Raw genomic sequence first — 20,737 nt, forward strand, 5'->3', positions numbered from 1 at the left:
GGAAGTGGTTAAACATCCGGCACTTACAAATATTCAAAAGCGCCCTGCAGCTCAAACTTAAACTGTGATGAGTAAAGGTAACAAGCTGACGGGGCGCTTCTGAATGCAGACCTTAACTGGTCGCGTGGAGTAGTAAACCGCTGTTGATAGGTTTCTATGTGCAGTATGGAAACCCTGACGCAGTACCTTTAAATCTTTACGGAGTAGTTAACGTATGAGTGATGATCGTATGACTGTTATTCCCGATTTCTTCGGGGAACTGGATGCAGGTGTATTCCAGAATAAGTTTGCCGCAGCTCTGAATAACGTGGCATTAGGCGTCCTTAATAATGCAGGTAAGGGCAAGGTAACTATCACCTTAAACATTGAGCGCTTGAATAACTCAATTGAGGAAAAGCGAGTTGGCATCAAGCATACCTTGTCTTTTACCACCCCTACCCCTCGCGGTAAGTCTTCTGAAGAAGACACCACTGAAACGCCAATGTACGTCAATAAAGGCGGAAAACTGACCATTTTGCAGGAAGACCAAGGTCAACTGTTCACTCTTGCAGGGAAGCCTGACGGCAAGCTGTCAGCAGCCAAGTAACCCATCAACTCATTATTAATTTTAAGGAAAGAATTCATGACTCAATTAGACGCATCAGCAATTAAAGAAGTCCGTGATCTGGCACTGGCTGAACACTTAACGCACGACTTATCCAAAACCACATTCAGTGCAGTGGTTCTACCTGACGGTTATAAAATTCAGCGATTAGAACACCTGAACGGAATTCGTGACCGCTTTCGTGGTTCCATGATCACAACCAGCATTGATGATTTTGTTCGCTATTCCATTCAAAACGCCACGCTTGAATCTAATCCTGCAGGTTGCTTCATTAATGCAGATGCTATGGAAGCGGTCAGTATTTTTAATATTGGCAATATCGACCAGCCCGGCCATGCAGATAACACTGCATCAATTGTACTGAAGAAAACAGCTCCTTTCCGTGCCCTTTTGGATATTAACGGTCGTAAGAATCGACAGAAGGATTTAGCTGAATGGCTTATCAGCCCCCTGTTCAAACCGTATTAATCCACTTTGTCAGGCGACGAAGGGGTGAAAATATAAAACACTACAGGATTTATAACGATTGATGCGATCAAAAACTGAACGCTCATCTTGATCATTTCAGAAAAACCATCAAAATATAATAACCCTATCTTTTCCGCCATCATGAAAACAGGGAAAAGAAACAGAGCATGTATCAGAGCTGTAGTCAGCGCAAAAATAGCACACTCCTTTTTGACAGGCTTTCTTGCTTTACCTTTTGCAAACATTAACGCGGCAATCAAGCTGGCAATGGCCGTCGACGCCAGGCTAATAAGAGTAGTCGTGAGCTCAAAACGGCTACCAAATACATAGCCTGAGGTAATCATTACGATAAGAGCGATAGCATAAACGCCAATATATTTTATCATCAACTTTCCTTGTTAACGTTTATTTAAAACGTATAAATTCTGACTTTGATTATATGAACTAAAGTAATTACGGAGAATAATATCACTTCCCGCGCTATTTCTGATACGCATATTAAAACTTACTATTTTTTGCATGTAATTTTCTCTCACAATTAATACCGCTCATTACATCCCTCCGGAAAACAATCACAACTACAATTTAATTCATGTATCCAATGCGTCGCTTTATTCATTCTTCACGGATGATACACAAAGGGGATGACCTATGGATATTATTGAATATGAAAGCGTCGTCATCACAGTCTACGATGGTGACATTACAACGTCGCCACCCGATGGATTGGTTATTTATGGCGAGTTCGGGCGGCATATGCTTGGCATTGTCGAAAAAGGTAAGCTAAAAACGCTTAATGTTATTCCCTACCAGAGTATCAATGCCTTACTGGATGATTTAAAGAAGTTAAGTGGGCAGGAGCCGCATCATTAATGTTTATTATTGTCTTTTATCTCTGGAGGGAAGCAGAGAAAGCAGCAATACATACAACCTGATGCGACCTCTCTGCTTAAATGTAAATACTCAATACCAACATCAAGTCAGAGTGCTTTCCCGCAACAACTCCAGATAATCATATCCGTCGAAAGTAATACGTGAAATTGACCACTTATCATCCCCATTCTGTGCGGCAATAACATAGTGCTTATCGCATAACAACTGAATATGAGCTGCAACCAGTGCCGGATCGCGGTTTGGAAAATCTTTATTCGTAATAAATGGAGCGCCCAGCGGTTGCTGTTCAACTTTCGATAAAATGACTTCCAATAGCTCAAGATCTCTTTTCATCGCACGCCTCATGTGTCTGTCAGGGATTATTACTATTCTAGCAGCCAGTAAAAAAGTAGTGCGCAGCCTCCCGGCAAACTTTTTTAATTAGTCATGACCATCCGCTCACTATGTGACCGTCCTCTGATTTACCTGCTATTTGAACTCGTATAATTAAATTTCGGTTAGGCTAACAATAGGGATGTACTATGTTTCCAGAGTACCGTGATTTGATCACTCAGCTTAAAACAACCCACCCTCGTTTCCATTCATTGTTTGATAAACATAACGACCTCGACCACGAAATTCTTCGTTTACAAGCGCAGGGTGGAAATAGTCTTAACGACAAAATAGCCACATTGAAGAAGGAAAAATTGCGTCTTAAAGATGAGCTATACCGCATTTTACGTGAGGAGTCCCAGGCCAGAGCCTGATTGTAATATCATCGTTCAAATGCAAAAAACCCGCCAAAGAGCGGGTTATTGTTAAGCGTTAATGACAGATTGTTTCCACTTATTCCATCCAAAGCATACGCAATAGCTAATCCCGGCCGTTAAACTGACAGAAAAAATCAACAGGCTGTTCATTTCGTCAGGCGTAGACTGGGCTACCATTGGGGCAACAAAGCCAATAAATGCACCGGATAATAAGCTACACAAACAAGCCCAGAGAAAAGGCCAACCTTCCCGCAACATATATCCCGTCTGGATTGCCAATAACCCAAAGGGGATTAAACCAAACAGAAAAGCAACAAACAGCGGAACAAACATCATGGCTAATCCCAGAAAACCCATTAGCGCCTCCCCAAGATCGGGAAACTCATAAGTAATACAGCCAATAAAAACACAGAGTATTGGTGCAATAATGATATGAAAAAGTGCAATAAACACCCATGGCACTACTCTTTTATTAAATTCCATTTTTTATATTCCTGATATTGACTACTCAGTCCATCATAACAAGCTTATATCTATCGAATAACTGCCTGTTGTCACAGCATTTCTAAAGCAATAGCTAAATTTTTTAGCTATCCGGAGCAGTTCCACTAAAATTTCCGTTGCATTGCAAAATTGCCTCAATATACTATATGTATATACAGTATTATATGGATGCTACTGAGGTTCAAAATGCAAGTTGAAATTTCTATTCGTAAAGAAGATCCGTTACCGGGTGGAGCAGAAGCCGCATTAAAAGAAGAGCTGGAAAAACGTCTGCTATGCCATTTTGCCGATGTTCGCGTCAGAGTTCGGCGTGGTAGTGCTAATGATGTAACCGTACTTGGCGGCATGAAAACCGACAAAGAACTGGTCACTGAAATACTGCAACAAACCTGGGAAAGCGCTGACGACTGGTTCGAAGCCTACCAGTAAATAGAAAGCCCCCAAATCTTTATCAGAAATTGGGGGCTTTTGAGCTTGCTAAAGGGATTACCTTAACGGTTACTCTTCATCAGACTCTGGTGCTGCATCATCCGATGGCTGATTTTGCATTTCTTCGGTGTTTTCATCACCGCAGATGTTTTCATCATCATCTTCTTCCGGCTCAACAACACGTTGCAAGCCAACAACATTCTCATCTTCTGCTGTACGAATCAGAGTAACACCATGAGTATTACGACCCACTACGCTGACTTCGGATACACGCGTACGAACCAAAGTACCTGCATCGGTAATCATCATAATTTGATCGCACTGATCGACCTGAACCGCGCCAACTACACGACCATTACGCTCACTCACTTTAATGGAGATTACGCCCTGAGTCGCACGAGACTTGGTAGGATAATCAGACAATCCGGTACGTTTACCGTAGCCGTTTTGCGTGACAGTCAGAATTTCACCCTCGCCACGTGGAACAATCAGTGATACAACGCGATCGTCATCACTCAGTTTGATACCACGTACACCGGCAGCGGTACGTCCCATTGGGCGTACGCCTTTAATGGTGCCATCTTCCAGTTTCTCTTCTTCCAGGAAGCGAACAACCTTCCCTTCGGCAGAGAACAACATGATCTCATTAGTGCCGTCAGTTAAATCAACACCAATCAGCTCATCACCCTCATTCAGATTAACGGCAATGATACCGGCACTGCGTGGGCGGCTAAATTCGGTCAGCTGAGTTTTCTTCACGGTACCATTGGCGGTAGCCATAAAGACATTCAGACCAGCCTCATATTCGCGTACCGGCAGAATGGCGGTAATACGCTCATCCTGTTCCAGCGGCAGAATATTAATGATAGGACGACCACGAGCACCACGACTGGCTTCTGGTAATTGATAAACTTTCAACCAGTACAAGCGACCACGGCTGGAGAAGCACAGAATAGTGTCATGGGTGTTAGCCACCAGCAGACGTTCAATAAAGTCTTCTTCTTTAATACGTGCCGCTGACTTACCTTTACCACCGCGACGCTGAGCCTCATAGTCAGACAGCGGTTGATACTTCACATAGCCCTGATGGGACAAGGTGACAACCACATCTTCCTGAGTAATCAGGTCTTCAATATTAATATCGGCAGTATTCGCGGTAATCTCGGTACGACGAGGATCGTTATACTGATCGCGAATTGCTTCAAGCTCTTCACGGATAACTTCCATCAAACGTTCCGGGCTTTCAAGAATAAACAGCAATGCAGCGATTTGTGTCAGCAGCTCTTTATACTCATCCAGCAGTTTTTCGTGCTCAAGACCGGTCAGGCGGTGTAAACGTAACTCAAGAATTGCCTGAGCTTGCTGCTCAGTCAGATAATACTGACCGTCACGAATACCATACTCTGGTTCCAACCATTCTGGACGAGCCGCATCGTTACCGGCACGCTCAAGCATCGAAGCAACGTTACCCAGTTCCCACGGACGTGCCAATAAACCTGCTTTCGCATCAGCTGGCGTTGCCGCGGCACGGATCAGCTCAATAATCGGATCGATATTGGCCAATGCAATAGCCAAACCTTCCAAAATATGAGCACGTTCACGGGCTTTACGCAGTTCAAAAATAGTCCGGCGGGTAACCACTTCACGACGGTGGCGAACAAACGCCTCCAGCATCTCTTTCAGGCCCAGCAGTTTTGGCTGCCCCTGATGAAGCGCTACCATGTTGATACCAAACGTAACCTGAAGCTGAGTTTGTGAATACAGATTATTCAGCACCACTTCCGCTACCGAGTCACGCTTAACTTCAATAACAACACGCATACCATCTTTATCAGACTCGTCACGTAATGCACTGATGCCTTCAACTTTCTTATCTTTTACCAGCTCGGCAATCTTTTCAATTAACCGGGCTTTGTTCACCTGATAAGGAATTTCATGAACAAGAATGGTTTCGCGACCGCTTTTTTCATCAACTTCGATTTCTGCACGAGCACGAATATAAATTTTACCACGGCCAGTCCGGTAGGCTTCTTCAATACCGCGACGGCCATTGATGATGGCTGCCGTCGGGAAGTCAGGACCAGGGATATGTTCCATCAGCCCTTCAAGACTGATATTTTCATCCTCAATAAAGGCCAGACAACCATTAATCACTTCCACCAGGTTATGAGGTGGAATGTTGGTTGCCATACCAACGGCGATACCAGAAGAGCCGTTAACCAACAGGTTAGGAATTCTGGTTGGTAATACCGTTGGGATCTGTTCTGTTCCGTCGTAGTTAGGCCCAAAGTCAACGGTCTCTTTATCCAGATCCGCTAACAGGTCGTGAGCCATTTTAGACATACGAATTTCGGTATAACGCATCGCCGCGGCTGAGTCGCCGTCAATAGAACCGAAGTTCCCCTGACCATCAACCAGCATATAGCGCAATGAGAACGGCTGAGCCATACGAACGATGGTATCGTAGACCGCGCTATCCCCGTGTGGGTGGTATTTACCGATTACGTCGCCAACTACACGCGCCGATTTTTTATATGGTTTGTTCCAGTCATTACCAAGCACGTTCATAGCGAACAATACGCGGCGGTGTACTGGCTTCAGGCCGTCTCGAACATCTGGTAATGCGCGTCCAACAATTACGGACATCGCATAATCAAGATATGAGTTTTTAAGCTCATCTTCGATGTTGACCGGCATAATTTCTCTGGCAAGGTCGCTCATGGAGCCGCTATCCCTCTATTATTATCAGCCCGGAAAAGGTGCAAAATTATATCATATCTCGCGGCTTGTTTCTAATTTTCACCACGTTATCTTGCCCGAAAAGTATCGATAACAGCGTTTAATTTATTCCTGTTGCTCCCTCAGCCGCCCCAGTCATGTGTTGCATCGAAAAAATGCTTAATCGTTCAGGCAAGAATACATTCGACTTTGTGATGAAAAGCATCAACTACCGATGCAACGTAACCCATTCCCCATAAACTCATGTATAATTGCCTGCCCTGTAGCGAATTGTCGGATTACGCCTATGCACTCATCAGAAAATGTTGACCAGAAAGAGATTGCTAAATTTGAAGCGGTAGCTTCACGCTGGTGGGATCTTGAAGGTGAATTTAAGCCCCTTCATCAAATTAACCCACTGCGCCTGGATTACATTCAGCAACGTGCTGATGGCATATTCGGAAAAAGAATCCTCGATGTTGGCTGCGGTGGCGGTATTCTCTCTGAAAGTATGGCTAAAGAAGGTGCCAGCGTTACCGGTTTAGATATGGGCTCAGAACCGCTGTTAGTGGCGCGTCTGCACGCCATCGAAAGCGGAGTTCCTGTAGAGTATGTTCAACAAACCGTTGAAGCCCATGCGCTGGAAAATCAGGGGCTGTACGACATTGTCACCTGCATGGAGATGCTGGAACACGTACCCGATCCTGCATCGGTTATTCGCGCTTGTGCAAAGCTGGTTAAGCCAGGTGGTCACGTATTTTTCTCCACCATTAACCGTAATACCAAAGCCTGGTTAATGCTGGTGGTTGGTGCTGAATATGTGATGAATATGGTGCCAAAAGGAACCCATGATGCCAATAAGTTCATTCGCCCTTCCGAGTTGCTAAGCTGGGTCGATAGTACCACTCTTCGCGATCGTCATATTACCGGGCTCCACTATAATCCCCTGTTACAGACTTTTAAGCTGGGTGGAAATGTTGATGTAAACTATATGCTGCATTGCACTAATGAAGCTGAGGCATAACCATTAATATAGCAAGGTTATTAAACAACATATTTTCTGCATAACTCATTTTTATTTCTTGACTGATTAAGAAAACAACGGTTTGAAAAATTTTTACATCAAACCGTTAAAAATTTATTTACCATCTAATATCATAATAACCTAAGACCAGACGGGAACTTAGCGCGTTTATCCCAAAAGTTATCCACACAAATCCCTTGTTTTGTTCACTTGCAAAAAACCTCGCAGACCACTATCTTGTAGCTCATGCACACAACATCCACTATATATTGTGTTTTTATCGTGCAATTACACCTTAAAACCTTTTACCCATGCTGGTGTAAGCCATAAATTCTCACGGAAAGGTAGTATTACGCTATGAATCAAAGTCTATTAGTCACTAAACGCGATGGTCGCAAGGAACGCATTAATCTCGATAAAATTCATCGAGTCATTGATTGGGCTGCAGAAGGTCTGCACAACGTCTCCGTTTCTCAGGTTGAGCTTCGTTCGCACATTCAGTTTTACGATGGTATCCGAACTTCTGACATCCATGAGACGATTATCCGTGCTGCAGCGGACTTAATTTCGCGTGATTCTCCGGATTATCAATATTTAGCAGCTCGTCTGGCTATCTTCCATCTGCGTAAGAAAGCCTATGGTCAGTTTGAACCACCAGCGCTCTATGCTCACGTTAAGAGCATGGTTGAGAAAGGAAAATACGATAAGCATCTGCTGGAAGATTACACTCAGGAAGAGTTTGAGCAGATGAATGGCTTTATTGACCACTGGCGTGATATGAACTTTTCCTATGCGGCGGTTAAACAGCTGGAAGGGAAATATCTGGTACAAAACCGCGTTACCGGTGAAGTGTACGAGAGTGCTCAGTTCCTCTATCTTCTGGTAGCGGCGTGCCTGTTCTCCCGCTATCCGCGCGATACTCGCCTCGATTACGTAAAACGTTTCTATGATGCGATTTCGACCTTTAAGATTTCTCTGCCTACGCCAATTATGGCGGGGGTTCGTACCCCTACTCGCCAATTCAGCTCCTGTGTACTGATTGAGTGCGGTGATAGTCTGGATTCCATTAACGCTACTTCCAGCGCCATTGTGAAATATGTTTCTCAACGTGCCGGTATCGGTATCAATGCAGGACGTATTCGCGCTCAGGGTAGCCCAATCCGTAACGGTGAAGCATTCCACACCGGCTGTATTCCATTCTATAAGCATTTCCAGACCGCAGTGAAGTCCTGCTCTCAGGGCGGCGTACGCGGCGGTGCAGCAACGGTATTCTATCCCCTATGGCATTTAGAAGTAGAAAGCCTGTTGGTATTAAGAAATAACCGTGGCGTAGAAGAAAACCGCGTTCGCCATATGGACTATGGTGTTCAGTTAAACAAACTGATGTATCAGCGCCTGGTGAAAAACGAAAGTATCACCCTATTCAGCCCGTCCGACGTGCCGGGGTTATATGATGCATTCTTCGCCGATCAGGACGAATTTGAACGTCTGTATGTAAAATATGAAGCGGACTCATCGATTCGCCAGCGTCAGGTTAAAGCAGTAGAACTGTTCTCTCTGATGATGCAAGAACGTGCTTCAACTGGCCGTATCTACATCCAAAACGTTGACCATTGTAATACTCATAGCCCGTTTGATCCGACAGTGGCTCCTGTGCGCCAGTCAAACCTGTGCCTGGAAATTGCGCTACCAACTAAGCCATTGAACGATATCAATGATGAAAACGGTGAAATTGCCCTTTGTACTCTTTCTGCCTTTAATCTGGGTGCTATTGATAGCCTGGACGAGTTAGAAGAGCTGGCAACTCTGGCGGTACGCTCTCTGGATGCCCTGCTGGACTATCAGGATTACCCGATTCTGGCAGCTAAACTCGGTTCTATGGGTCGTCGTACTCTGGGTATCGGCGTAATTAACTATGCCTATTATCTGGCGAAAAATGGCGTTCGTTATTCTGACGGCAGCGCAAACGGCCTGACTCACAGGGCATTTGAAGCGATTCAATACTATCTGTTGAAAGCCTCTAATGAGCTGGCTCGCGAACAAGGCCCGTGCCCGTGGTTTAATCAAACTCGTTATTCTCAGGGTATTCTGCCCATTGATAACTACAAAAAGGATCTGGACTCTCTGTGCAATGAGCCGCTGCGCTATGACTGGGAAGCATTGCGCCAGAGCATCAAAACTCACGGCCTGCGTAACTCAACGCTCTCTGCCCTGATGCCTTCTGAGACTTCCTCACAGATCTCCAATGCCACTAATGGCATTGAGCCACCGCGTGGCTACATCAGTATCAAAGCATCTAAAGACGGAATTCTGCGTCAGGTAGTGCCTGATTATGAAAAACTAAACAATGGCTACGAGCTGCTATGGGATATGCCAAACAACGATGGTTACTTGCATCTGGTGGGTTTAATGCAGAAATTTATCGATCAGTCGATTTCTGCTAATACCAACTATGACCCAACCCGTTTCCCGGGCGGCAAAGTACCAATGAAACAGCTGCTGAAAGATCTACTGACAGCCTATAAATATGGCGTAAAAACCCTCTATTACCAAAACACCCGTGATGGTGCAGAGGACTCTCAGGAAGATTTACTACCAGCTAAGCAAGAAGATGATGGCTGCGAAAGCGGCGCATGTAAGATTTAATCATTTTCAGGGGGCACTTGCCCCCTATTACAGGGATATATTATGCCTCATACCTACACTACGTTCTCCCAGACTAAGAACGACCAGTTAAAAGAACCCATGTTTTTCGGCCAGCCGGTTAACGTCGCGCGTTATGACCAGCAAAAACATGAACTATTTGAGAAGCTGATAGAGAAGCAGCTCTCTTTCTTTTGGCGTCCTGAAGAAGTTGACGTTTCCCGCGATCGTATTGACTATCAGGCGCTGCCTGACCACGAAAAACATATTTTTATCAGTAATCTGAAATATCAAACTCTGTTGGATTCTATTCAGGGCCGCAGCCCTAACGTAGCCTTCCTCCCGCTGATTTCGATTCCTGAGCTGGAAACCTGGGTAGAAACCTGGTCTTTCTCTGAAACTATTCATTCACGTTCTTACACTCACATTATCCGTAATATTGTGAACGACCCGGCGATTGTGTTTGATGATATCGTTTCTAACGAAGAGATTCTCAAGCGCGCCAAGGATATTTCCGGCTATTACGATGACCTGATCACCATGAGTAACTATTATCATCTGTTGGGCGAAGGCACCCATCAGGTTAATGGGAAGTCAGTCACCGTCAATTTACGTGCGCTGAAAAAGCAGCTTTATCTGTGCCTGATGAGCGTCAACGCACTGGAAGCTATCCGTTTCTATGTTAGCTTTGCCTGCTCTTTCGCTTTCGCTGAGCGTGAGCTAATGGAAGGTAACGCCAAAATTATCAAACTGATTGCCCGTGACGAAGCACTACATCTGACCGGTACTCAGCATATGATCAATTTGATGCGCGCAGGTAATGACGATCCTGAAATGGTAGAGATTGCCAAAGAGTGCGAACAGCAGTGTTACGACCTGTTTGTTCTGGCGGCTCAGCAAGAAAAAGAATGGGCCGACTATTTGTTCCGTGATGGTTCAATGATTGGTCTGAACAAAGATATTCTTTGCCAGTATGTGGAATACATTACCAATATTCGTATGCAGGCAGTTGGTTTGACACTTCCGTTTGAAACTCGATCCAACCCTATTCCATGGATTAACGCCTGGTTAGTCTCTGATAACGTTCAGGTAGCACCTCAGGAAGTTGAAGTTAGCTCTTATCTGGTTGGTCAGATTGATTCTGAAGTGAATGCTGATGACTTGAGTGATTTTGAGCTTTAAGTATTGCATTATAATCTAACGTTAAAATGGCCTGTCTGAGACAGGCTATTTTTATGGTTGAAACAGCATCGCCACCCACTGTTCTTCTGATTTCATAAAGCCAATCTTATCCAGATTATTGCGTATTTCATCAGTACCTTCTGGCTGAAACTCAGAATACACGTTACAAATCAGCGTTTGATCTTGTTGAACTTCACAATCATCAACGGCAGTGACGTGCATCCGACTAATATCGGTTTTAACCATATCCATGGCCATTGGCGTACTGTTCTGTTGTGCATCCTGCAAAAATGCCGCTTTTACTGCCTCTTCCGCTTCCGGCACCGTGGGTGATAAAGCTGAAACCTCAGGTTTAGCAACGCAGGCCATCAGCAGTAAACCGATCGCTCCGGTACATAACATCTCGATTCCTTTCACCTTTCCTCCTATTTCTCAAATTAAAAATTAAAAATTAAGTTTTTCAGCATGATAGTTTAGTCATTTGAATATTTCCGTAGTTAACATCAAATTTCCACACTTTTTCGATAAAAAAAACACCGTTGTTACACGGTGTTTTAAATTCAATTGGATACAAGCAGAAGATTTATTGGTTATACCACCATCGGTGCCAGCATAAAGCCAAAAGCGACCCCTGCGACAATACCACCCAGCCCTGGCAGCATAAATGGGTGGTTTAATACATATTTACCCACTCGGGTGGTACCGGTGGTATCAAACTCCATTGCCGCCAGTGAAGTCGGATACGTTGGTAATACGAATACCCCGGTAACCGCTACATAAGATGCCAGAATGGCCCAGGTAGGAACCCCCAATGCCACCGCCAGTGGAATAATCAGCGGTGTAGTCGCCCCTTGAGAATAGAGCAGCGCACAGGTACCAAATAATACTAATGCCAATAACATTGGATATTGCGCTAATACATCACCAGCAATCGCCTTGATTTGTACCATATGAGCATCCACAAAAGTGGTTCCCAGAGTCACAATACCGAGAATAACCGCTACCGAACTCATGCCCGCTCTAAAGGTTGGTGCCAGAACAATAGAGGTAGTTGAGGTTTTACAAAATACCACCATCAAACAGGCGGCACTCATCATACAGATAATAATGATGTCTCTGGTTCCCATTGGTTTACCAATATCGAACCCGGGGCGCAATTGTGGGAACGCCGCCAGAACAACGATAGCTACCGTTGCCAGCAGGAACAGACCAACAGACAGTTTAGCCCCTTTGGTATCTTCCCCTTTTTTCTCTTCGTATTTACGTACTAAACCTTGCTGCAAACGTTCCAGATACACTTCGTCATCTTCAAGCTCACAACCCTGACGAGAAGCAATAAAAGCCGCCACCATCGCTGCCACAAATGATGCCGGTAAACAGACCGCCATCACCTGAATAAAGGTAACGCCGTTACCTTCCATAATAGTTAGCATTGCCGCCATTGCCGCACTGATTGGCGAGCCGGAAATCGCTATCTGGGATGCAACCACAGAACCGGCCAGCGTTCTGGAAGGCCGAATACCGGACTCTTTCGCCACTTCAGCAATAACCGGTAACGTTGAGAAAACAATAAATCCCGTACCCGCCATTATGGTCATAGTCCAGGTAATTATTGGAGCGATAATATTGATATATTTAGGATTGCGCCGCATAAATGCTCCGGCAACCCGAACCAAATAATCCATACCGCCTGCGGCCTGTAGTGCAGAAGCAGCCACTACCACAGTCATTATAATCAGAATAACGTCAACCGGCGGTGAACCAATAGATAATCCAAAACCTAAGGTTAATATGGCTAATCCCAGACCTCCACACAACCCAATACCAATACCGCCCATGCGAATACCAAAAAATATCGCACCCAATACCACAATAATTTCTAACCAAACCATGACAGGCTCCAATAGACAATTATTTGCCATTGATAATTATAAAAAATTTGATGTGTAATTATTTTGCCGACATTATTCCTCAGGCTGGCAATATAATTAATTAATCGCTTATTATTAGATTAATAAGTTATTTTTACCCACGCGATTTTCGTACCATTTAATTCCAGCACGCACTAATGATCCAGTTGAATCAATATATTTATTTGGATTATTTTTTACTTCATCTGCGAGTATTACCGGTACTTCTGTACAACCCAAAACAATGACTTCAGCACCTTGTTTAAATAATTGCTCCGCTTGCTCTTTCATTAAATATTCAGCCAATTGATTATCGCCAGACTTTAAAGCATAAATGCTTTCCATTACTTTAATCTGGCTATTTTCATCTGGTCTGATACATTCAAAACCCAGTTCCTCAATACTTTTTTGATATAATCCCATATACAAAGTGGCATTGGTTGCTAACAATCCTACCTTCTTTTTACCTGAGAAAATAACTTCCTTCATCGTGGTCTCAACAATACTTAGCATGTCCACATGACAAGCACTTTTTAACTCTGAAAACCAGTAATGCGCTGTATTACAAGGGATAACAATACATTCAGCACCCGCATCCTCCAGTCTTTTCAGATAATCCTGCATTACCGGAAGCGGTGATTGTCCGTGATGCATTAATGCTTCGGTTCGATCCGGAATATCAGGAATAGAAGAAATAATTAATGGAATATGTTCCTGATCGTTATGCGCAGCCGTATAAGTAACAAACTTATTAAATAAATCGACGGTTGCAGCCGGGCCCATTCCACCTAATACACCAATTAAACCTTTCACAATGAATACCCCTTAATAACTTTAATCAATTACTACGAGTAATCATGGTTAATTCGATTATTGCTCATAATAATTAACGTTATTAACTGTTATTTATCTTCTATGCTAATGACTAATATTTCGTTAGTCTGAAATTTGATAAACAATATTTATCAGGTGTATTCCAATAAGAGAAATGCAAGTATGTATGGCATGATGCAAAATCCGCATCAAGATGCGTCACAATTTGTTTTTTTGCTATGGCACAGATTGGCGTTTAATGCCAGTATAAGCACATGAATCCCCGTATCATCAAGTTCGATAGTTATCATTACAATATCAGCCTGATGTTAAAAACGAAGGGGCTATGCAAAATACAAATAATCATAGGTGATTTAAGTACCGTTAAGCTGCCAATACCAAAAAGTAGGGTGATAATAATAAAATGGCAACAACATCCCAAATTAATCAAATTGCTTCACAATAACAATAACTGAATTTAATTAACAAAGAAAACACATTAACTATTAAAAAATAAATTATATAGCAGGCGATAAAATGAAAAATATAGAGACAAAATGGTTGTATGACTTTTTAACCCTCGAAGCCTGTCGTCATTTTTCTCATGCCGCTGAGCAGCGAAACATTTCGCAACCGGCTTTTAGCCGTCGGATTAAAGCGCTGGAGTCAGCAATTGGTGTAGAACTGTTTGATCGCACTACTACCCCTCTCCAGTTAACGGAAGAAGGAAAGTTATTTCATTCCCAAACCCGCAGCCTGCTTCAACAGTTAGAGTGCAATCTTAGCGAGCTTTCCGGTCATAACTTATTAAGTATTCCTAATATTAAAATTGCCGCAGCCCACTCTCTGTCTTTGACGCTATTACCTAAACTGGTTCATTCGTTGTCAGATTACGGCGGGGAATTTGTTTATCATGTTGAAGCCATTGATGTGGTACAGGTGGTTAATACCCTGCGTGAAGGAAAAAGCGACTTTATTATTTCGTTTTACGATGAAGATCTGATGCAGTCTCCCTTCTGCTGCCTGAAGGTATTTGAATCTGAATTGTATCCGGTCTGTGCTGCCGACCCGCAAGGCAAACCGCTGTTTGATATCTACCAGCCTGAAGTACCCTTATTAAACTACACCAGCGCATCTTATATGGGGCGCCTCGTGAATCGTCGTCTGGGAGAAGTTGGGGCTATTGCACCACGTACTCTATTTATGTCCTCAATGAGTGAACTGCTAAAACATATGGCATTGGATGGCCACGGTATTGCCTGGCTACCTATCTATTCGGTAGTCAATGAGCTAAAAGAGAAAAAACTGGTTTGTCTGGATACACCGGAACTCACCGTTCCTATTCAGGCTTATATATATCGAATGGATACCCGCCTGAACAAAACTGCCGAATTGTTCTGGAGTATCTTGAAAAACAATATGCCAAAGAATTTAGATAATGGGTAAAGCCCCGCTGTCCATCTATAACAGCGGGATATTATCGCGACTAATGTGCCAACGTCTCCGCCTGCTCCAACCATTCATAACTGCCAAAAACATTCCGTTGGTTAAACCAGCGCGACAGCATATCCAGCGCCAGTGTCACACTGACATCCTGCTGAACTTTAATACTATGATTACGAGGCATATAACGTACTCGCTGGGCATAATGGCCATTCGGGGTGACTAATGCCAATGACAAACACTCATCGTGGCGAGATCCGATAACAATACTAATATCTGCCTGTTGCTGAATCGCTATCTGTTTTGCATTTTCCAGCAATGTCTCAAGGCTCAAGATATCAGTTGAAGGTCGAATTTCAGACTGAAGAATTGGTGCATTAACGGAGAACAGATTCCAGCTAAGTAGCCCTGCACTGAATTGTTCACTCACTGCCACCTTTAACCCACGTTCCGTCAGTTGACGGGAGATAATAGCCGGTAGACCTTCTGTTCCCTCATACAACAGATTCTCTTCAACCCCTTGCTTAACGATCTGCCAGTTTCTTAGCATCTCCTGACGCTGGCTTTCAGGCCCGGTCAACTTCAGTTCAATGATCGGCATGGAAGAACGATATCCCATTACGCAACCTTCTGGCAGCGTCAATACATCAAATTGTTGAGCCAGACTGCTCTCTGTACGGCCAAAGCTGGTTAAACGCAGGCAAAGTGGTGATGGCGGGAGACTATAGCGCTGTCGTAAACGGGGTAGGATCTGATCGTTAACCATGACTTTAAATTCTGATGGTACACCGGGAGTGAAAAACATCAGGCAATCATTAATGGTTAGCGCAAAACCACAGGCGGTTCCTACCGGATTATCAACCAATTCGGCACTTTCAGGGATCATCGCCTGTTTACGGTTAGTATCAGACATCACCCGACCCCGTGCCGCAAAATAGCTCTCCATACAGGCAATCCATTCCGGGTGCTCAATCAGAGATTCTCCGGCAGCAGTAGCCGCAGCCAGCGCACTCAGATCGTCACTGGTTGGCCCTAACCCACCATTAACGATCAATACATCAGCATATAGGCTACGTTCCAGTAAAACATCAACCAGGCTGTCAAGATTATCACCCACCGTTGTTCGCGTACTGAGCGGCAACCCGTGTTGAAAGAAGCAGTCGGCTAACCAGGCGGCATTGGTATCTACTATTTGCCCATGAAGAACTTCATCTCCCGTACTTAACATTTCTACCACTAACATCCGAAGACTCCCGTTTATGGTTATTCTTTGTATTCTCTGCAAATAATATCCACTATGTTACGCCTGATGACGCTGCTTATCAGCTAAAAATAGCACAGGCGGGTTGTTGCAGCGAATACGACGATAAAATCAGCACTCAGGCCAAATTTACATCAAACCAGTTTATTTATGTAAAGATAAAATTACACCTCGTATCAATAGTTTGACACCCACATTCATCTCACATACCCTACTTCCGTCTTCCGTCTTCCGGCTATCGTCTGTTTTTGATGGCTGTGTAATAAGAAAGTGCCAGCAAAATGGTACTTATCTAGCCGATTAACATAACTAAAAGAAATCGAGGTTCGTGTGAGGAATCGCACTCTGGGTAGTATATTTATCGTTGCCGGTACCACTATCGGCGCAGGAATGTTAGCCATGCCTCTGGCAGCGGCAGGTGTCGGGTTCGGCGTCACCTTTGCTATGTTGGTTATCTTATGGATGATGATGTGTTACACAGCCTTATTGCTGGTAGAAGTTTATCAGCATAGCCATTTTGATGACGGTCTGGGCACACTGGCTAAACGCTATTTGGGTGCCAAAGGTCATCTTCTTACCGGTTTTGCCATGCTGTTCTTAATGTATGCTCTGGTGGCTGCTTATATCAGCGGCGGCGGTGAATTACTGTTTGTCAGCCTGAAAGACACGGTAGGATTAGATCTTCCTCCGATTTCAGGCCCTCTACTGTTTGCCATTATTGGTGGTGGCGTTGTCTGCATTGGTACCCACTCCGTTGACCTGATTAACCGAATTCTGTTTAGCGCAAAAATTGTATTTTTGGTGATCATGCTATCCCTGATGATCCCACACGTTCAGGCAGTTAACCTGACCACCTTACCGCTGGAGCAAGGCCTGACGATTTCGGCGATTCCGCTGATTTTCACCTCTTTCGGCTTCCACGGCAGTATCCCAAGCATTGTTAAGTATATGAACGGCGATGTGGCGAAACTGCGCAAAATCTTTATTATCGGTAGCGCCATCCCACTGATTGCTTATATTTTATGGCAGTTGGCTACACTGGGTGCTATCAGTTCCAGCACCTTTGTGGGTATCATTGCCGCCGAATCGGGTTTGAATGGTTTACTGCAAGCGGTTAAAGAAGTGGTAAACACTCCAAGCGTTGAGATATCAGTACGTCTGTTCTCTGCGTTGGCGTTAGCGACTTCCTTCCTGGGTGTTGCTCTGGGGCTGTTTGATTATCTGGCGGATCTGTTTAAGCGTGCCAATAATACATCCGGCCGCCTGCAAACCGGGCTGATTACTTTCCTGCCACCTTTAATGTTTGCCTTGTTCTATCAAAAAGGCTTCATTATGGCGCTGGGTTATGCGGCTATCGCGTTATCTATTCTGGCACTGCTATTACCGGCCCTGTTAGTGATGCAATCCCGTAAACAGAACAAAGGTGGCTACCGTGTTCCCGGTGGTTCGTTAGGGCTGTTCCTTGCTTTGGCCTTCGGCTTCGCCATTATTCTGATTCAGTTTGGTATTGTATTTGGTTGGTTGCCGCAGACGTAATTATCGGCACCGGTTACTTTGTGAAAAATGAGCTATTGGTCAGTACTGATAGCTCATTTTTTTATCCCTTAGCGGTAAGCCTGTACGATACTAATCCTGGCGCTTAACATCCAGCAGCGGGTTTAGAATGTTAATGATTTCTGCTGTGCCCGTAATGTGAGAGCCTTCCTGAAAGGTAATAATCTTTCCCGGCCACAAACAGTGAGGATAACTGGAGGGCGACATAAAAGTGATGGTGCCCAAAACCTCGGCACCAGGCATGGCAACAATGGGTTCGATATACTCATGTTTTCCGCAGGTCAAATAGTCGCCCTTAATTAAATGGTCAGGTCGATAACCACTATAAGCTGGCGCCTTCCTTACCCCATTAAATCTAAAAATGACTTCGGCATCCGGCCCATGATCTTGCAGGCTCATAATCCCCCTCCACCAAAAGAATAAAACTTGTCCCATTCCCGGTTTTTATTATTAGCTAAAATCAGTGTGGTCGAAGGTAACTATGACTATCTATTTTTTATCCACAAGTCCAAAACTGTCACTTTCAGGCAATTATCATAAATAAAAGGCCTGACAGTGATTACTGCTTTATTTAATGCAAAATTTGGGACTTTTATCTCAAATAAAAAAGAATAATAACCTCAATAAAATATTTAAAATACAAATAGTAAGTCTGACAATTTTAATTGACATAATTTTGATTTTAAACAAATAACCACCTGATACCCCTCTTACTAAATCAGTACAGCAATGGTTTAATCATAAAGGTATGGCTACCTGATGATGCCAATCACTGCTAAAAATTTACAGAAGATAATTTCTTGTTTTTAGCAGCTATAAAAATAAACGTTCGTAATACCTTACAAACCATCCAGTTAATGCAATATTGGCAGCAGAAGCCCGTATCACAAGGCTCTGATACAAATTTGTCTATACTCTTATCATGCCAGTCAGGGTTCAGTACTTACCTACATTGGCTACGCGAATAGTCATAATAGGTAGTAACAATTGGCTATATTGGCCCCATAACTTTACTAATAGTCACAGTAGCAGGACCAATAGTGATGTTTTAGCTCTTTGTCAGTATGACGATAATATTTTGATGTTTAACAGGAGAAAGTAATGAGCGAAAAGAAACTAACCACGGCATCTGGCGCGCCGGTAGTTGATAATAATAATGTAATAACTGCAGGACCAAGAGGACCAATGCTGTTACAGGATATCTGGTTCCTTGAAAAATTAGCTCACTTTGACCGCGAAGTCATTCCTGAGCGTCGTATGCATGCTAAAGGTTCCGGTGCTTATGGTACTTTTACTGTTACACATGATATTACCAAATATACCCGAGCCAAAATCTTCTCCGAGATTGGCAAAAAAACCAATCTGTTTGTTCGTTTCTCTACCGTAGCCGGTGAACGCGGTGCCGCCGATGCTGAACGTGATATTCGTGGTTTTTCCATCAAATTCTATACCGAAGAAGGTAACTGGGATCTGGTAGGTAATGACACACCAATATTCTATCTGCGCGATCCACTAAAATTCCCGGACTTAAACCACGTAGTAAAACGCGATCCACGCACTAACCTGCGTAACCCAACCTATAAGTGGGACTTCTTCTCCCAACTACCTGAATCTCTGCATCAGTTAACCATCGACTTTAGTGACCGTGGGTTACCAAGATCTTACCGTCATATGCATGGTTTCGGCAGCCACACTTTCAGCTTTATCAGCGAAGACAACCAGCGTTATTGGGTTAAATTCCATTTCCGTACCCAACAGGGTATCGACAATATGATGGATGAAGAAGCGGCCGTAATGGTTGCCAAAGATCGCGAAAGCTCACAGCGTGATCTGTATGAAAATATTGAGGCTGGTAACTTCCCGAGCTGGAAACTGTTTGTTCAGATTATTCCGGAAAATGAAATTTCCAAACTGCCTTACAACCCATTCGATTTAACTAAAGTCTGGTTACATAAAGATGCACCACTGATTGAAGTCGGTGTGCTGGAACTGAACCGTAACCCGGATAACTACTTTGCTGAAGTTGAACAAGTGGCAATGAACCCGGCTAACGTAGTACCTGGCGTAAGCTTCTCCCCGGATAAAATGTTACAAGGCCGTCTGTTCTCTTATGGTGATACACAGCGTTATCGTTTAGGCGTCAACCATCATCAAATTCCGGTGAACGCACCTCGCTGCCCATTCCATAACTACCACCGCGATGGTGCCATGCGTGTAGATGGCAACAGTGGTAATGGTGCTACTTATGAGCCAAACAGCTTTGGTGTATTTAAAGAGCAACCAAACTTTAGCGAACCGCCACTAACTTTAGAAGGTGCAGCCGACCACTGGAATCATCGTGAAGATGATGACTATTTCAGCCAACCGCGCGCGCTGTTTAACTTGCTGAGTGAAGAAGAACACCAACGTATGTTCAAGCGTATTGCCGGTGAGCTTTGTGAAGTTCCGGAAAACATTCGTCAGCGTCAAATCGATCTGTTTACCAAAGTTCATCCGGACTACGGTAATGGTGTAGCTGAAGCGTTGAAGAAAATGAAATAA

The 20,737-nt window shown here is 43.9% G+C and carries 20 protein-coding genes; 11 read left to right on the plus strand and 9 right to left on the minus strand.

Annotated elements, in window-relative coordinates; genetic code table 11:
- The first annotated feature begins 214 nt into the window (after nt 1-214).
- Both I2494_RS16490 and I2494_RS16495 read left to right on the plus strand, forming a co-directional pair.
- Nucleotides 215-586, plus strand: coding sequence for a hypothetical protein (locus tag I2494_RS16490; RefSeq protein WP_218468086.1), 372 nt, complete (start codon nt 215-217; stop codon nt 584-586).
- Nucleotides 587-622: 36 nt separating this feature from the next.
- On the plus strand, nt 623-1,072 hold the full coding sequence (locus I2494_RS16495; RefSeq protein WP_218468085.1) for a DUF2303 family protein: 450 nt from the start codon (nt 623-625) through the stop codon (nt 1,070-1,072).
- Here the strand turns inward: I2494_RS16495 and I2494_RS16500 are convergent.
- Nucleotides 1,069-1,458, minus strand: coding sequence for a hypothetical protein (locus tag I2494_RS16500; RefSeq protein WP_218468084.1), 390 nt, complete (start codon nt 1,456-1,458; stop codon nt 1,069-1,071). The genes I2494_RS16495 and I2494_RS16500 overlap by 4 nt on opposite strands.
- Before the next feature lie 265 nt (nt 1,459-1,723).
- On the opposite strand from I2494_RS16500, the gene I2494_RS16505 reads away from it, so the two are divergent.
- Nucleotides 1,724-1,945 (plus strand): hypothetical protein, encoded by a 222-nt coding sequence (locus tag I2494_RS16505; protein ID WP_218468083.1) that lies wholly within the window; start codon nt 1,724-1,726, stop codon nt 1,943-1,945.
- A 102-nt stretch (nt 1,946-2,047) separates the two neighbouring features.
- Here the strand turns inward: I2494_RS16505 and I2494_RS16510 are convergent, their stop codons facing one another.
- The gene (locus tag I2494_RS16510) at nt 2,048-2,299 is read right to left on the minus strand and encodes a DUF2513 domain-containing protein (protein WP_218468082.1); all 252 of its coding nucleotides are present in this window, start codon (nt 2,297-2,299) and stop codon (nt 2,048-2,050) included.
- Nucleotides 2,300-2,487: 188 nt separating this feature from the next.
- Here I2494_RS16510 and I2494_RS16515 point away from each other — a divergent pair, with 188 nt between their 5' ends.
- Nucleotides 2,488-2,712, plus strand: a complete 225-nt coding sequence (locus tag I2494_RS16515) for a YdcH family protein (protein WP_218468081.1) — start codon at nt 2,488-2,490, stop codon at nt 2,710-2,712.
- Nucleotides 2,713-2,763: 51 nt separating this feature from the next.
- Here the strand turns inward: I2494_RS16515 and I2494_RS16520 are convergent, their stop codons facing one another.
- Nucleotides 2,764-3,198: a hypothetical protein gene (locus I2494_RS16520; protein ID WP_218468080.1), complete on the minus strand. Its 435-nt coding sequence runs from the start codon at nt 3,196-3,198 to the stop codon at nt 2,764-2,766.
- A gap of 207 nt (nt 3,199-3,405) precedes the next feature.
- Between I2494_RS16520 and I2494_RS16525 the strand changes: the two genes are divergently transcribed.
- Nucleotides 3,406-3,648, plus strand: coding sequence for a DinI-like family protein (locus I2494_RS16525; protein WP_218468079.1), 243 nt, complete (start codon nt 3,406-3,408; stop codon nt 3,646-3,648).
- A gap of 69 nt (nt 3,649-3,717) precedes the next feature.
- On the opposite strand, the gene gyrA is transcribed toward I2494_RS16525, so the two are convergent.
- Nucleotides 3,718-6,369, minus strand: a complete 2,652-nt coding sequence (gene gyrA, locus I2494_RS16530; protein ID WP_218468078.1) for a DNA topoisomerase (ATP-hydrolyzing) subunit A — start codon at nt 6,367-6,369, stop codon at nt 3,718-3,720.
- 304 nt (nt 6,370-6,673) lie between these two features.
- On the opposite strand from gyrA, the gene ubiG reads away from it, so the two are divergent.
- The 3 genes from ubiG to nrdB all read left to right on the plus strand — a co-directional run bounded on the left by ubiG (nt 6,674) and on the right by nrdB (nt 11,215).
- On the plus strand, nt 6,674-7,390 hold the full coding sequence (ubiG, locus tag I2494_RS16535) for a bifunctional 2-polyprenyl-6-hydroxyphenol methylase/3-demethylubiquinol 3-O-methyltransferase UbiG (protein WP_218468077.1): 717 nt from the start codon (nt 6,674-6,676) through the stop codon (nt 7,388-7,390).
- A gap of 357 nt (nt 7,391-7,747) precedes the next feature.
- Entirely contained in the window at nt 7,748-10,036 is a 2,289-nt protein-coding gene (gene nrdA, locus I2494_RS16540) for a class 1a ribonucleoside-diphosphate reductase subunit alpha (protein WP_218468076.1), read from the plus strand.
- Between the two features lie 42 nt (nt 10,037-10,078).
- Complete coding sequence (gene nrdB, locus I2494_RS16545; RefSeq protein ID WP_218468075.1) at nt 10,079-11,215, plus strand: class Ia ribonucleoside-diphosphate reductase subunit beta; 1,137 nt, start codon at nt 10,079-10,081, stop codon at nt 11,213-11,215.
- Between the two features lie 51 nt (nt 11,216-11,266).
- Here the strand turns inward: nrdB and I2494_RS16550 are convergent, their stop codons facing one another.
- The 3 genes from I2494_RS16550 to cuyB form a co-directional block, all read right to left on the minus strand.
- Nucleotides 11,267-11,632 carry a hypothetical protein gene (locus I2494_RS16550; RefSeq protein ID WP_218468074.1) on the minus strand — a complete coding sequence of 122 codons (366 nt, stop codon included), beginning with the start codon at nt 11,630-11,632 and terminating at the stop codon, nt 11,267-11,269.
- A gap of 173 nt (nt 11,633-11,805) precedes the next feature.
- On the minus strand, nt 11,806-13,107 hold the full coding sequence (locus I2494_RS16555; protein ID WP_218468073.1) for an anaerobic C4-dicarboxylate transporter: 1,302 nt from the start codon (nt 13,105-13,107) through the stop codon (nt 11,806-11,808).
- A 114-nt stretch (nt 13,108-13,221) separates the two neighbouring features.
- Nucleotides 13,222-13,938 carry a cysteate racemase gene (gene cuyB / locus I2494_RS16560; protein ID WP_218468072.1) on the minus strand — a complete coding sequence of 239 codons (717 nt, stop codon included), beginning with the start codon at nt 13,936-13,938 and terminating at the stop codon, nt 13,222-13,224.
- A gap of 537 nt (nt 13,939-14,475) precedes the next feature.
- Between cuyB and hypT the strand changes: the two genes are divergently transcribed.
- On the plus strand, nt 14,476-15,384 hold the full coding sequence (gene hypT, locus I2494_RS16565; RefSeq protein WP_218468071.1) for a hypochlorite stress DNA-binding transcriptional regulator HypT: 909 nt from the start codon (nt 14,476-14,478) through the stop codon (nt 15,382-15,384).
- A gap of 40 nt (nt 15,385-15,424) precedes the next feature.
- Here hypT and I2494_RS16570 read toward each other — a convergent pair whose 3' ends face one another.
- Nucleotides 15,425-16,624, minus strand: coding sequence for a nicotinamide mononucleotide deamidase-related protein YfaY (locus I2494_RS16570; protein WP_218468070.1), 1,200 nt, complete (start codon nt 16,622-16,624; stop codon nt 15,425-15,427).
- 348 nt (nt 16,625-16,972) lie between these two features.
- Here I2494_RS16570 and tyrP point away from each other — a divergent pair, with 348 nt between their 5' ends.
- A complete protein-coding gene (gene tyrP / locus I2494_RS16575) occupies nt 16,973-18,178 on the plus strand; it encodes a tyrosine transporter TyrP (RefSeq protein ID WP_218468069.1) in 1,206 nt (401 codons plus the stop codon).
- A gap of 90 nt (nt 18,179-18,268) precedes the next feature.
- Here tyrP and I2494_RS16580 read toward each other — a convergent pair whose 3' ends face one another.
- Nucleotides 18,269-18,595: a hypothetical protein gene (locus I2494_RS16580; protein ID WP_218468068.1), complete on the minus strand. Its 327-nt coding sequence runs from the start codon at nt 18,593-18,595 to the stop codon at nt 18,269-18,271.
- 702 nt (nt 18,596-19,297) lie between these two features.
- Here I2494_RS16580 and I2494_RS16585 point away from each other — a divergent pair.
- The gene (locus I2494_RS16585; protein WP_218468067.1) at nt 19,298-20,737 is read left to right on the plus strand and encodes a catalase; all 1,440 of its coding nucleotides are present in this window, start codon (nt 19,298-19,300) and stop codon (nt 20,735-20,737) included.

It is taken from the genome of Limnobaculum allomyrinae (assembly GCF_016649425.1).
GTDB lineage: Bacteria > Pseudomonadota > Gammaproteobacteria > Enterobacterales > Enterobacteriaceae > Limnobaculum > Limnobaculum allomyrinae.